We start from the raw sequence: 13,872 nt of genomic DNA on the forward strand, positions 1-13,872 counted from the left end.
CTACGTTACTACATCAACACGATTACTGGTATTCGCTCATTGGTACGCAGGAGCAGAACAGATTACGGTCACCGTAGACGTCATCAAGACGTTTCACGGTTGGCCAGTATTTGTTTGCCACACCGGCCGGGAAGACCGCCAGTTCACGGCTGTAACCGTGATTCCACTCCGCCACCATTTCATGCTGCGTGTGCGGCGCATTGACCAGCGGGTTGTCTTCCAGCGTCCATTCGCCGTCCTGCACGCGGTCGATCTCCATGCGGATGGCCAGCATCGCATCAATAAAGCGGTCCAGCTCGGCTTTGCTCTCGGACTCCGTTGGCTCCACCATCAGCGTACCCGCAACCGGGAACGACATGGTTGGCGCATGGAATCCATAGTCGATAAGACGTTTGGCAATATCCAGCTCGCTAATGCCGGTCTGCTCTTTCAGCGGACGAATATCCAGAATGCACTCGTGCGCCACGCGGCCATCACGACCGGTGTAGAGCACCGGATAGGCTGACTTGAGGCGGGTCGCGATGTAGTTAGCGTTCAGGATCGCCACCTGGCTTGCCTTTTTCAGCCCTTCCGCGCCCATCATGCGGATGTACATCCAGCTGATTGGCAGGATAGAGGCGCTACCAAACGGTGCCGCTGACACCGCGCCCTGACGGGTCAGCATCCCTTCGATCTGCACCACGCTATGGCCTGGAACAAACGGTGCCAGGTGCGCTTTCACGCCGATTGGCCCCATACCCGGGCCGCCACCGCCGTGCGGAATGCAGAAGGTTTTATGCAGGTTCAGGTGCGAAACGTCCGCGCCGATGAAGCCCGGCGAGGTGATGCCCACCTGCGCATTCATGTTCGCACCGTCGAGATAGACCTGGCCGCCAAACTGATGCACCACTTCACACACTTCACGGATGGTCTCTTCGTACACGCCGTGAGTCGACGGGTAGGTCACCATGATGCAGGAGAGCTTATCGCCCGCCTGTTCGGCTTTTGCACGCAGGTCAGCGAGGTCAATGTTGCCGTTCTTATCGCACGCCACCACGACCACTTCCATCCCCGCCATCTGGGCGGAGGCCGGGTTGGTGCCGTGGGCAGAGCTTGGGATCAGGCAGATATCACGGTGGCCTTCGTTACGGCTCTCGTGATAGTGGCGGATCGCCAGCAGACCGGCGTACTCACCCTGCGCGCCAGAGTTTGGCTGCATGCAGAGCGCATCGTAACCCGTCAGTTTCACCAGCCAGTCGGAGAGCTGGTTGATCATCAGGTGATACCCTTCCGCCTGTTCGGCAGGGCAGAACGGGTGCAGCTCGGCAAATTCAGGCCAGGTGATAGGGATCATCTCCGCCGCCGCGTTCAGCTTCATGGTGCAGGAACCCAGCGGGATCATCGCCTGGTTCAGCGCCAGATCCTTGCGCTCCAGAGAATGCATGTAACGCATCATCTCGGTTTCGCTGTGGTAGCGGTTAAAGACCGGGTGCGTCAGGATCGCATCGTTACGCAGCATGCTTTCCTGAATTGAGCGGCTGTCGAGCGCGACCTCTTTGTCCAGCGTATCAATATCCAGACCGTGCGCGTCGCCCAGCAACACGTTAAACAGGTTGACGATATCTACACGGGTGGTGGATTCATCGAGGGTGATGCCGACCGCGTTATGGATGTCGCTGCGCAGGTTGATTTGCGCCGCATCAGCACGCGCCAGCACCGCCGCTTTGTCCGCCACTTCAACGCACAGGGTGTCGAAGTAGTGAGCGTGACGCAGTTTGAGGCCTTTCTGCTGCAGACCGCAGGCCAGAATATCGGCCAGACGGTGAATGCGGCTGGCGATGCGTTTCAGGCCAACCGGACCATGGAACACCGCATACAGGCTGGCAATGTTAGCCAGCAGAACCTGCGAGGTACAAATGTTGGAGTTCGCTTTCTCGCGGCGGATATGCTGCTCACGCGTCTGCATCGCCATGCGCAGCGCAGTGTTACCGGCAGCGTCTTTTGACACCCCGATAATACGGCCAGGCATGGAGCGTTTGAATTCATCTTTTGCCGCAAAGAATGCCGCGTGCGGGCCGCCGTAGCCCATCGGCACGCCGAAGCGCTGCGCAGAGCCGAAGACGATATCCGCACCCTGTTTGCCAGGCGCCGTCAACAGTACCAGTGCCATAAAATCAGCGGCGACGCTGACAACGACTTTGCGGGATTTGAGTTCGGTCATCAGCGTGCTGTAGTCATGCACTTCGCCGGTGGTGCCCACCTGCTGTAGCAGCACGCCAAAGACATCCTGGTGATCCAGTACTTTGTCGGCATCATCGACAATCACGTCGAAGCCAAAGGTTTCCGCACGAGTGCGTACCACGTCCAGCGTCTGTGGATGAACATCCGCCGCCACGAAGAAGCGGTTGGCGTTTTTCAGCTTGCTCACGCGTTTCGCCATTGCCATGGCTTCTGCCGCGGCGGTCGCTTCATCCAGCAGAGACGCAGAGGCGATGTCGAGACCGGTCAGATCCAGGGTCACCTGCTGGAAGTTCAACAGCGCTTCCAGACGGCCCTGGGACACTTCCGGCTGATAGGGGGTATACGCGGTATACCAGCCCGGGTTTTCCAGCATGTTGCGCAGGATCACCGGCGGTAACTGCACGTTGGTATAACCCATGCCAATGTAAGACTTATAGCGCTTGTTAAGGGCTGCAATGGCCTTTAATTCTGCCAGCGCAGCAAATTCAGTCGTCGCCTCGCCCACCTGTGGTGGCGTGGCAAGCTGGATGTCTTTTGGCACGATCTGGCCGATCAGTGCGTCTAATGAATCCGCGCCAACTGTCTTCAGCATCTCCTGCTGTTGCTGAGCATCCGGCCCTATGTGACGTTCAATGAAGGCGCCACGGTTTTCAAGCTGGCTTAAAGTCTGTGTCATGAGCGATGGTTCCTGAAACGTGCAGTGAATATAAGTTCCCTCTCCCACCGGGAGAGGGTTAGGGTGAGGGGAAGATGGGCACCCTCACCCCTGTCCTCTCCCGAAGGGAGAGGGATAATGGCTTACTCGTCTTCTAACAGGGCTTCGTATGCGGTGGCATCCAGCAGCGCAGCAACCTGTGATTCGTCGCTGGCTTTGATCTTGAAGATCCAGCCGCCTTCATACGGTTCGCTGTTGACCAGTTCCGGGGAGTCGCTCAGCGCGTCGTTGACGGCAATGATTTCGCCGCTCACCGGTGCATAGATATCGGATGCCGCCTTAACAGATTCCGCGACAGCGCAGTCATCGCCCGCGCTAACGGTCGCGCCCACTTCCGGCAGGTCAACAAACACCATGTCGCCCAGCAGCTCTTGCGCGTGCTCGGTGATCCCAACGGTATAAGAGCCGTCCGCCTCTTTGCGCAGCCACTCGTGTTCTTTGCTGTATTTCAGTTCTGCTGGCACATTGCTCATTGAAGTTCTCCTGATAAAAATGATTAGGCGACCGGCTTACCGGCGCGAACAAAAATCGGTTTGGTCACGTGGACCGGCATTTCGCGGTTGCGGATCTGTACCACCGCCGTTTCGCCAATGCCGGCCGGCACGCGTGCCAGTGCAATACTGTAGCCCAGCGTCGGGGAGAAGGTACCGCTGGTGATCACGCCTTCACGCGGATTGCCGTCTGCATCGGTAAAACGTACCGGCAGTTCGCCTCGCAGCACGCCTTTTTCCTTCATTACCAGGCCAACCAGCTGTTCAGTGCCCTTTTCGCGCTGCATCTCCAGCGCTTCACGGCCAATAAATTCGCGGTCAGCCGGTTCCCACGCGATGGTCCAGCCCATGTTAGCGGCCAGTGGAGAGACGCTTTCGTCCATCTCCTGACCATAAAGGTTCATGCCCGCTTCCAGACGCAGCGTATCGCGCGCGCCCAGTCCTGCTGGCTTGACGCCCGCTTCCACCAGCGCACGCCAGAAGTCGGCGGCTTTTTCATTCGGCATGGCAATTTCATAGCCCGCTTCACCGGTATAGCCGGTGGTGGCGATAAACAGATCGCCCGCCTGCACGCCGAAGAACGGCTTCATGCCAGCGGTGGCTTCACGCTGCTCGTTGTTGAACAGCGTGGCGGCTTTCGCCTGCGCGTTCGGCCCCTGCACGGCGATCAGCGACAGATCATCACGGACGGTGATGTCGATGGCATATGGTTCAGCGTGTTGGGTAATCCAGGAGAGGTCTTTTTCGCGGGTGGCGGAGTTTACAACGAGGCGGAAGAAATCTTCAGTGAAGTAGTAGACGATAAGGTCGTCAATCACGCCGCCAGAGGCATTTAGCATGCCGGTATAGAGCGCTTTACCTGGCGTCTTCAGTTTTGCGACGTCGTTTGCCAGCAGATAACGCAAAAACTCCCGGGTGCGGCTACCGCGCAGGTCGACAATTGTCATGTGGGAGACGTCGAACATACCGGCATCGGTACGCACTGCGTGGTGTTCATCAATCTGGGAGCCGTAATGCAGCGGCATCATCCAGCCATGAAAGTCCACCATACGTGCACCGCATAACACGTGTTGTTCGTACAAAGGAGTCTGTTGAGCCATCTTTTCCTCGTTGAAAAATTCACCGTGAATCCCGGTATCGGCCCCGTCATTCGGCACCGACGCAAACGTTCTCTTTTACCTGAACTTACCACCGAAACCGACGGTTAACCATAAGGTAAAACAGGTCATCACATTAGCTTATGACCAAAAAACGCTGAAAAGCCTACAGAGTTATTCACTGGTAAAATGCGATTAAACCCGCATAAAATTAACAACGATCTAACAATATTTAGCACATGGTGATATTTCATGCGGAAAAACGGGCCAAATTTCCGTAACGGAAAAATAGCCAGATTAGATTATCTAATGCGAAAAATGGCGTGAAATTAGATTATTTCAAACGAGGATATTTACCCGGCGCAGAGGCCGGGTAAATAAAGTGTGACGGGGATCGAGATTAACGTAACCAGTCGGGAAGATCGTTAAGACCCATCGCCTGACGAAGGAGTTGAGGTTTTACGCCCGGAAGGGTGTCGGCCAGTTTCAGGCCGATGTCGCGCAGCAGTTTTTTCGCCGGATTTGCCCCGGCAAACAGCTCGCGGAAGCCCTGCATGCCTGCCAGCATCACCGCCGCGCTGTGCTTGCGGCTGCGTTCGTAGCGACGCAGGTAGAGATGCTGGCCGATGTCTTTACCTTCGCGGTGCAGACGGCGCAGCTCATTCACCAGCTCTGCCGCATCCATAAAGCCAAGGTTAACTCCCTGTCCGGCCAGTGGATGAATGGTATGCGCCGCGTCACCCACCAGCGCGAGACGGTGCGCCGCAAACTGGCGCGCGTAACGGCCGGTCAACGGGAATACCAGGCGTTCGCTCTCAAGGGTGCACAGACCAAGACGGTTATCAAACGCCATGCACAGCGCCTGATTAAACGCCTCTGGCGTCGCCTCGCGCATCAGCTGTGCTTTTTCCGGCACCAGAGACCAGACGATCGAGCACAGGTGCGGATCGCTCAGCGGCAGAAATGCCAGAATACCGTCGTTATGGAAAATCTGGCGCGCAACGCCGCCGTGCGGCTCTTCAGTACGGATGGTTGCTACCAGCGCATGATGACGATAATCCCAGAAGGTCAGGGGAATATCCGCCTTGTTACGCAGCCACGAGTTTGCGCCATCCGCGCCTACCACCAGCCGCGCGGTGAGCATGTCGCCGCTCTGCAGGGTGAGAAACGCTTCGTTTTCGCCCCATGCCACCTGCTGGATTTGCGCGGGCGCCATCAGGTTGATGTCGCTGCAGGATTGCGCTTTTTGCCATAACGCATGGTGAATGACGGCATTTTCGATGATATGACCCAGATGGCTATAGCCCATACTTTCATCATCAAACGCGATATGGCCAAAGCTGTCTTTGTCCCACACTTCCATTCCGTGATAGCAGCTGGCACGCTGCGCCACGATATCTGACCAGACGCCAAGGCGCGTCAGTAGTTTTTCGCTGGCGGCATTGATTGCCGAGACGCGCAGTTCCGGCGGCGCATCGTGCGCAACGGGCTGAGGCAGATTTTGCTCCAGCACGGCCACGCGCAGACCACTGCCCTGTAAACCACAGGCCAGCGCCAGCCCTACCATTCCGCCGCCTACAATGGCGACATCAACATTTTGCACGGTGATAACTCCTTAACGCGCGACCCAACCAAGGGTCCGCTGCGCCAGCACGTCACGTGCCGGAATGAATAATTCCATCGCCATCAGCCCAAGGTTGCGGCCTGCAACCAGCGGTGCCCAGCGATTGGCAAACAGATGCACCAGGCCATCGGTGACGCCGATAGTCGCTTCTTTATCGGCCCGGCGTCGCTTCTGATAATGGCTGAGCACCGGATACGCGCCGCAATCTTTTTGCTCATGCCACGCCTGGGACAGAGTCTCTGCCAGGCTCATCACGTCGCGTAGCCCAAGGTTGAAGCCTTGCCCGGCGATTGGGTGCAACGTCTGCGCGGCATTGCCGACCAGCGCCACACGATGGGAGATGGACTGAGATGCCGTGGTCAGCGACAGCGGGTAAACAGCGCGTTTTCCCGCATGGGTAATACGCCCCAGCCGCCAGCCAAAGGCTTTTTGCAGTTCGGTACAGAAACGGTCGTCGGACCAGGCCTCAACGTCAGCCGCTTTATCCTGAGGATGACACCACACCAGCGAGCAGCGTCCGTTTGACATCGGCAGCATGGCCAGCGGGCCGTGCTGAGTGAAACGTTCAAACGCCCTGCCGTTGTGTTCTCCCGCCGTGGAAACGTTAGCAATAACGGCGACCTGTCCGTAAGGCTGGGCGCGCCATTCCACGCCGCACTGGGTGCCAAGCGCAGAACGTGAACCATCGGCGGCGACCAGAAGCTGGCCATCCAGAACCGTGCCGTTTTCCAGCGTCACGCTGACCGCCGCTTCGCTGCGGCTGAAGCTGGCGACGCGTGCCGGGCAATGGAGCGTCACGCCCGGGGCATCCTGCAATAAACGGAACAGACGCAGCCCGACGTCGTGAAGTTCAACCACCCGGCCTAAGGCATCAATGCGGTAATCCTGCGCGTCCAGCGTCACAAACCCGGCATGGCCACGATCGCTGACGTGAACGGTGTTGATTGCCGTCGCACAATCCGCAATCGCCTGCCAGATGCCAATTCGAGCGAGCTGCTGGCAGGTCCCCTGAGCCAGGGCAATGGCGCGGGCATCAAAACCGGGATGGTCGGACGCCTCTGGCGCCACGGCCTCCACCAGATGGACCGGAAGTTGCCCTTTCGTCAAATGCGAGATGGCCAGCGCCAGCGTAGCTCCCGTCATCCCCCCACCAACGATAATCACGCTCATGGGCGTGCCGCTGCCATCAGCGCCTCAATGTCATCGGCGTTTTTCACCACGCCCGCGGTCAGGTTTTCGTTACCGGTTTCGGTGATGACAATGTCATCTTCGATGCGAATACCAATTCCACGGTACGCTTCCGGCACGTCGGCATCCGGCGCAATGTAGAGCCCCGGTTCAACGGTCAGCACCATACCCGGCTCCAGCACGCGAGAACGTTCTGAACCATACGCACCAACATCATGCACATCCAGCCCCAGCCAGTGGCTCAGGCCGTGCATAAAGTAGGGGCGATGCGCATTTTCAGCAATCAGGGTATCCACATCACCGTTCAGAATCCCGAGCCTTACGAGGCCGGTAATCATGATGCGCACCACTTCGCCGGTTACTTCCTGGATGGAGGTGCCGGGGCGATAGAGCTTCAGCGCGGTTTCAAGAGATTCAAGAACGATGTCATAAATTTCGCGCTGCGCGGGGGTGAACTTACCGTTCACCGGGAAGGTACGGGTAATGTCGCCCGCATAGCCCTGATATTCACAGCCTGCATCAATCAGCACCAGATCGCCGTCACGCAGTTCACTTTCGTTTTCGGTGTAATGCAGAATGCAGCCGTTTTCACCGCCACCGACAATGGTGTTGTAAGAGGGATAACGCGCGCCGTGGCGGTTGAACTCGTGGTGAATCTCGCCTTCCAGCTGATATTCAAACAGGCCGGGATGGCACTTTTCCATCGCCCTTGTGTGTGCCAGCGCGCTGATTTCGCCTGCACGACGCATCACGTCCAGCTCTTCCTGCGATTTAAACAGGCGCATCTCGTGGACAACCGGGCGCCAGTCCGTCAGCGTGGCCGGGGCGGAGAGATTCTGCCGGGAACCTTTACGCAGCTTATCCAGCGCGGTGAAGACTATCTCATCGGCATACGCATACTCACCCTGCGCGTGGTAAAGCACATCCAGCCCGTTCAGCAACTGATAGAGCTGCTGGTTGATTTCGCTGAACGCCAGCGCACGATCCACACCCAGTTTCGCGGGCGCTGCCTCTTGCCCCAGGCGGCGACCAAACCAGATCTCCGCGGTGAGATCCCGTACGCGGTTGAAAATCACGCTGTGGTTGTGGGTGTCATTGCTCTTGATCAGCACCAGTACCGCCTCCGGTTCATTGAACCCGGTGAAGTACCAGAAATCGCTGTTCTGGCGATAGGGGTATTCACTGTCGGCACTGCGCGTCACTTCGGGCGCGGCAAAAATCAGCGCAACGCTTCCGGGCTGCATTTTTGCCAGCAGCGCCTGACGACGACGGGAATACTCTTGATGCGAGATAACCATGACACCCTCCTGTGCGTTATTTTTCTTAATGTAAGGTTGGCTTACGAACTTCCGGTGCGGTTGGCTGCGAGCGGGTGAAGTTATCGTGGCACAGCAGTGCCGCCACGCGAACGTACTCGATAATCTCTTCGAGAGACATCTCCAGCTCTTCCTGATCTTCTTCTTCGTCGTAACCCAGCTGCGCGATGTTACGCAGATCGTCGATCGCTTCACCCGCTTCACCGGTCACTTTATCAAGCTTAGGCTGCGTTACGCCCAGCCCCAACAGATAGTGGTTTACCCAACCGGCCAGCGCATCGGCGCGATCGAACACGCTGACATCGTCGCCTTCAGGCAGATAAAGCTGAAAAAGGAAGCCATCGTCCTCCAGCGAATCGCTGATTGCCGAGTGCATTTTTCGCAGCACTTCCGCCAGTTCATGACCAAACGCCAGCCCTTCGTTCGTCAGGTCGTGGATCAGCGGCTGCCATGAGCTGTCGCTGTTTCCGCCGCATAGCATGCCACTGATCAGACCGTGCATTTCGGCAGGGGTTAAACCCACACCCTGCTGGTTCAGTAACTGGTTTAAATCGTTGTAACCAGGCATTTCGTTCTGTATAGACATGAGCTTTCGTCATCAAAGGGAGGAATATTCATGATATGCTACCACTTTGGACCCTGGTGATACCAGAAAAGGGCTTGTATCTTCACATCAGGGTAGCTATAGTGTCGCCCCTTCGCAGCCCCCGGGGCAGTAAGCGAAGGCAGCGCAGTCAATCAGCAGGAAGGTGGCATGTCTGCACAACCCGTCGATCTCCAGATTTTTGGCCGTTCACTGCGAGTGAATTGTCCTCCTGAACAAAGGGATGCTTTGAATCAGGCTGCGGACGATTTGAATCAGCGGTTGCAAGATCTTAAAGAACGCACTAGAGTCACAAATACTGAGCAGCTGGTTTTTATCGCCGCGTTGAACATCAGCTATGAACTGACTCAGGAAAAAGCGAAGACCCGCGACTACGCGGCAAGCATGGAGCAGCGCATTAAAATGCTCCAGCAGACCATAGAACAGGCGTTGCTTGATCAAGGTCGCAATCCCGAAAGACCGGGACCAAAGTTTGAATAACACTTCTCAGTTGACTATGGTAGAGTAACTGTGAAGACAAAATTTCTCTGAGATGTTCGCAAGCGGGCCAGTCCCCTGAGCCGATATTTCATACCACAAGAATGTGGCGCTCCATGGTTGGTGAGCATGCTCGGTTCGCCCGAGAAGCCTTAAAACTATGACGACACATTCACCTTGAACCAAGGGTTCAAGGGTTACAGCCTGCGGCGGCATCTCGGAGATTCCCTCACTCTTCTTCTACCACTACCATGACTCAATTCCCTGAAGTTTCTGCCTCACGCCAGGATATTCGTCAACTCATTCGACAGCGTCGCCGGGCGTTAACCCCTGAACAGCAAGCGCATTTTGCCCAGCAGGCCGCGGCACGTATGATGGCGTATCCGCCTGTAGTAATGGCGCATACCGTCGCGCTGTTTCTCTCTTTTGATGGTGAGCTGGATACGCAGCCACTCATCGAACAACTCTGGCGAGCCGGAAAGCGGGTCTATTTGCCGGTGCTGCATCCGTTTAGCGCAGGGAACCTGCTGTTTCTGCACTACCACCCACACAGCGAACTGGTTGTGAATCGTCTGAAAATCACCGAGCCGAAGCTGGATGTGCGCGACGTGCTGCCGCTGTCACAGCTGGACGTGCTGATTACGCCGCTGGTGGCGTTTGATGAACAGGGCCAGCGTTTAGGAATGGGCGGGGGCTTCTATGACAGAACGTTGCAAAACTGGCAGCAGTACGGGTTGCAACCGGTGGGTTATGCGCATGATTGTCAGGCGGTAGAAGCCTTGCCGGTCGAAAAGTGGGATGTGCCGTTGCCGGCGGTGGTGACGCCATCGAAGTTGTGGGAATGGTGAAACAGGCGTGCAGTCGACGTAGGTCGGGTAAGGCGTAGCCGCCACCCGACACTACAAACCTCACCCTTAGTACAGCAGACGCGCGCGAATCGTCCCCGGAATGGCCTTCATGCTCTGCAGCGCTTTCTCGGCCACATCTTCATCTGCTTCGATATCAATAACCACATAGCCCATCTGCGAGTTGGTTTGCAGATACTGCGCGGCAATGTTGACGCTCTGCTCGGCAAAGATCTGGTTGATGGCGGTCAGCACGCCCGGACGGTTTTCGTGAATGTGCAGCAGACGACGGCCACCGTGCAGCGGCAGCGACACTTCCGGGAAGTTAACGGCAGAGAGCGTTGAACCGTTATCGGAGTATTTGCTCAGTTTACCCGCCACTTCCAGACCGATATTCTCCTGCGCTTCCTGAGTAGAGCCACCGATGTGTGGCGTCAGGATCACGTTGTCGAACTCGCACAGCGGAGAGTTAAATGGATCGCTGTTGGTTGCAGGCTCCGTCGGGAAGACGTCGATAGCCGCCCCCGCCAGATGCTTACGCTTCAGGGCATCGCACAGCGCGGGAATGTCGACAACCGTACCGCGTGCGGCGTTGATCAGCAGGGAACCTGGCTTCATCAGCGCCAGCTCTTCCGCGCCCATCATATTTTTGGTGGAGGCGTTTTCCGGCACATGCAGGCTCACCACGTCGCTCATGTTCAGCAGGTCTGAAAGATGTTGAACCTGAGTAGCGTTCCCCAGCGGCAGTTTGCTTTCAATGTCGTAGAAGTAAACATGCATGCCCAGGGATTCAGCCAGGATACCCAGTTGGGTACCAATGTGGCCGTAACCGATGATACCCAGTTTTTTACCGCGCGCTTCATAAGAGCCCGCGGCTAGTTTGTTCCACACGCCGCGGTGGGCTTTGGCGTTGGCTTCCGGAATACCGCGCAGCAGCAGCAGCAGTTCGCCAATCACCAGCTCGGCCACGGAACGGGTGTTGGAGAACGGGGCGTTGAAGACCGGGATACCGCGTTTTGCGGCAGCATTCAGGTCAACCTGGTTGGTACCGATGCAGAAACAGCCGATAGCGACCAGCTTTTCCGCCGCCGCAATAACATCTTCAGTCAGGTGAGTACGGGATCGCAGGCCGATGAAGTGGGCATCACGGATGGACGCTTTCAGCTCTTCAGTATCCAGCGCGCCTTTGTGAAATTCGATGTTGGTGTAACCTGCCGCGCGAAGGCTATCAAGTGCTTTTTGATGCACGCCTTCTACTAGCAGGAATTTAATCTTGTCTTTCTCCAGTGATACCTTTGCCATTTACCCGACCCTGTTTTTTTGTCTGAACTGATGTTGTGCTGGATTGAAATCCGCTTAGCCAACATATCAAAAAAAACTATTGCAGCAATATGAACGTTTGCGTCGGCACTCTGAAGAAAAGTCATACAGCGCAAAATAGCAGAGTAAAATGCTGTAAATATTTGTGAATGCGGAAGGTTCAGCAAGAGAGGGGCAAAAAACGTGACACAAGTCACCGAATTTAGCTTTTCAAAATTTTTTTAGCGGGGGGAGGACTCCCCCCGTCAGATCATTTTACGATGGTTTTCACGCCATCAGCCGTGCCGATCAGCGCAACATCCGCGCCACGGTTGGCGAATAACCCTACTGTTACCACGCCCGGAATGCCGTTGATGGCGTTTTCGAGCGCGATCGCGTCGAGAATTTCCAGGCCATGAACGTCGAGGATCACGTTGCCGTTATCGGTGACCACACCCTGACGGTATTCAGGACGTCCGCCGAGTTTTACCAGCTCACGTGCCACGGCGCTGCGCGCCATTGGGATCACTTCAACCGGCAGCGGGAATTTACCCAGAATATCAACCTGCTTGGATGCGTCCGCGATACAGATAAATTTATCGGCCACGGAGGCGATGATCTTTTCACGCGTCAGCGCTGCGCCGCCGCCTTTGATCATCTGCATATGCCCGTTGATTTCATCCGCGCCATCAACGTAGATCCCCAGACGGTCCACTTCGTTCAGATCGAAAACGGTAATGCCGAGGCTTTTCAGCTTTTCCGTGGAAGCATCGGAGCTCGAAACCGCGCCCTCGATTTGCCCCTTCATCGTGCCCAGCGCATCGATAAAGTGTGCCGCCGTCGACCCCGTACCCACACCGACGATAGTACCCGGTTGCACGTACTGGAGCGCGGCCCATCCTACTGCTTTTTTCAGTTCATCCTGCGTCATGATCGTTTTGCCTGTGGTATGAAAACTTAGGGCGCATTATAGAACACGTGAGGTGGAATTCGTCTGCCACAAAGGGAAAATTGTGTCATAGTGCAGATTAAGCAAAATTAAGGAGTAAGCCAGAGCAATGAAACGTCCGGACTACAGAACACTACAGGCACTTGATGCAGTTATTCGTGAACGCGGTTTTGAGCGCGCTGCGCAAAAGCTGTGTATTACTCAGTCCGCCGTATCACAGCGTATCAAACAGCTTGAAAACATGTTCGGGCAGCCACTGCTGGTGCGTACCGTGCCACCGCGTCCAACAGAGCAAGGACAAAAGCTCCTCGCCCTACTGCGTCAGGTTGAACTGCTGGAAGACGAATGGCTGGGTGATGAACAAACGGGTTCTACGCCGTTGCTGCTGTCACTGGCGGTGAACGCCGACAGTCTGGCAACCTGGCTGCTGCCCGCCCTCGCCCCGGTCCTGGCCGATTCCCCTATCCGTCTGAATCTTCAGGTTGAAGATGAAACCCGCACCCAGGAACGCCTGCGTCGCGGTGAAGTGGTCGGGGCGGTCAGTATTCAGCCTCAGGCACTGCCAAGCTGCCTGGTGGATCAACTGGGCGCGCTGGATTACCTGTTTGTCGGTTCAAAAGCCTTTGCGGAGCGCTACTTCCCCAATGGCGTCACCCGCGCCGCGCTGCTTAAGGCGCCTGCCGTGGCGTTCGACCATCTGGACGATATGCATCAGGCTTTCCTGCAACAAAACTTTGACCTGCCACCGGGCAGCGTGCCGTGCCACATCGTGAACTCGTCTGAGGCCTTCGTGCAGCTTGCGCGTCAGGGAACCACCTGCTGCATGATCCCGCACCTGCAGATTGAAAAGGAGTTGAAAAGCGGTGAGCTGATTGATTTGACGCCGGGGCTGTATCAGCGCCGGATGCTTTACTGGCACCGTTTTGCGCCGGAAAGCCGCATGATGCGCAACGTCACCGACGCGCTGCTGGCATACGGGCACAAGGTGTTGAGACAGGATTAATCGCTTGAATTCCCTCTCCCTGTGGGAGAGGGTTAGGGTGAGGG

12 protein-coding genes and 1 other RNA gene are annotated in these 13,872 nt (G+C 56.6%); 4 read left to right on the plus strand and 9 right to left on the minus strand.

Going from position 1 to position 13,872, the window contains the following annotated elements; translation table 11 throughout:
- Window positions 1–22: 22 nt before the first annotated feature.
- From gcvP to ACQG22_RS19315, 7 genes are all read right to left on the minus strand, one after another.
- A complete protein-coding gene (gene gcvP / locus ACQG22_RS19285) occupies window positions 23–2,896 on the minus strand; it encodes an aminomethyl-transferring glycine dehydrogenase (protein ID WP_038420536.1) in 2,874 nt (957 codons plus the stop codon).
- Between the two features lie 122 nt (window positions 2,897–3,018).
- A complete protein-coding gene (gene gcvH / locus ACQG22_RS19290; RefSeq protein WP_013098622.1) occupies window positions 3,019–3,408 on the minus strand; it encodes a glycine cleavage system protein GcvH in 390 nt (129 codons plus the stop codon).
- A 23-nt stretch (window positions 3,409–3,431) separates the two neighbouring features.
- A complete protein-coding gene (gcvT, locus tag ACQG22_RS19295; protein WP_028028158.1) occupies window positions 3,432–4,526 on the minus strand; it encodes a glycine cleavage system aminomethyltransferase GcvT in 1,095 nt (364 codons plus the stop codon).
- Window positions 4,527–4,923: 397 nt separating this feature from the next.
- Entirely contained in the window at window positions 4,924–6,126 is a 1,203-nt protein-coding gene (ubiI, locus tag ACQG22_RS19300; RefSeq protein WP_013098624.1) for an FAD-dependent 2-octaprenylphenol hydroxylase, read from the minus strand.
- 12 nt (window positions 6,127–6,138) lie between these two features.
- Window positions 6,139–7,317 carry a 2-octaprenyl-6-methoxyphenyl hydroxylase gene (gene ubiH / locus ACQG22_RS19305; RefSeq protein WP_020687080.1) on the minus strand — a complete coding sequence of 393 codons (1,179 nt, stop codon included), beginning with the start codon at window positions 7,315–7,317 and terminating at the stop codon, window positions 6,139–6,141.
- The gene (gene pepP / locus ACQG22_RS19310) at window positions 7,314–8,627 is read right to left on the minus strand and encodes a Xaa-Pro aminopeptidase (protein ID WP_194500366.1); all 1,314 of its coding nucleotides are present in this window, start codon (window positions 8,625–8,627) and stop codon (window positions 7,314–7,316) included. Before pepP ends, ubiH begins: the two co-directional genes overlap by 4 nt.
- Before the next feature lie 31 nt (window positions 8,628–8,658).
- A complete protein-coding gene (locus ACQG22_RS19315; protein ID WP_369706548.1) occupies window positions 8,659–9,237 on the minus strand; it encodes a YecA family protein in 579 nt (192 codons plus the stop codon).
- 168 nt (window positions 9,238–9,405) lie between these two features.
- Between ACQG22_RS19315 and zapA the strand changes: the two genes are divergently transcribed.
- The 3 genes from zapA (at window position 9,406) to ACQG22_RS19330 (ending at window position 10,580) form a co-directional block, all read left to right on the plus strand.
- Window positions 9,406–9,735: a cell division protein ZapA gene (gene zapA / locus ACQG22_RS19320; protein WP_006811891.1), complete on the plus strand. Its 330-nt coding sequence runs from the start codon at window positions 9,406–9,408 to the stop codon at window positions 9,733–9,735.
- Window positions 9,736–9,776: 41 nt separating this feature from the next.
- Window positions 9,777–9,960, plus strand: a non-coding RNA gene (gene ssrS / locus ACQG22_RS19325) — 6S RNA.
- Window positions 9,961–9,983: 23 nt separating this feature from the next.
- Window positions 9,984–10,580, plus strand: coding sequence for a 5-formyltetrahydrofolate cyclo-ligase (locus ACQG22_RS19330; protein ID WP_057071752.1), 597 nt, complete (start codon window positions 9,984–9,986; stop codon window positions 10,578–10,580).
- A gap of 66 nt (window positions 10,581–10,646) precedes the next feature.
- On the opposite strand, the gene serA is transcribed toward ACQG22_RS19330, so the two are convergent.
- Together serA and rpiA are read right to left on the minus strand one after the other, a co-directional pair.
- Window positions 10,647–11,879, minus strand: a complete 1,233-nt coding sequence (gene serA / locus ACQG22_RS19335; RefSeq protein WP_013098629.1) for a phosphoglycerate dehydrogenase — start codon at window positions 11,877–11,879, stop codon at window positions 10,647–10,649.
- A 268-nt stretch (window positions 11,880–12,147) separates the two neighbouring features.
- Window positions 12,148–12,807 (minus strand): ribose-5-phosphate isomerase RpiA, encoded by a 660-nt coding sequence (gene rpiA / locus ACQG22_RS19340; protein WP_013098630.1) that lies wholly within the window; start codon window positions 12,805–12,807, stop codon window positions 12,148–12,150.
- 127 nt (window positions 12,808–12,934) lie between these two features.
- On the opposite strand from rpiA, the gene argP reads away from it, so the two are divergent.
- Entirely contained in the window at window positions 12,935–13,828 is an 894-nt protein-coding gene (gene argP / locus ACQG22_RS19345; protein ID WP_008499727.1) for a DNA-binding transcriptional regulator ArgP, read from the plus strand.
- Window positions 13,829–13,872 lie beyond the last annotated feature (44 nt).

The organism is Enterobacter cloacae complex sp. 309I3, assembly GCF_050031595.1.
In the GTDB taxonomy this organism is placed as follows: domain Bacteria; phylum Pseudomonadota; class Gammaproteobacteria; order Enterobacterales; family Enterobacteriaceae; genus Enterobacter; species Enterobacter cloacae.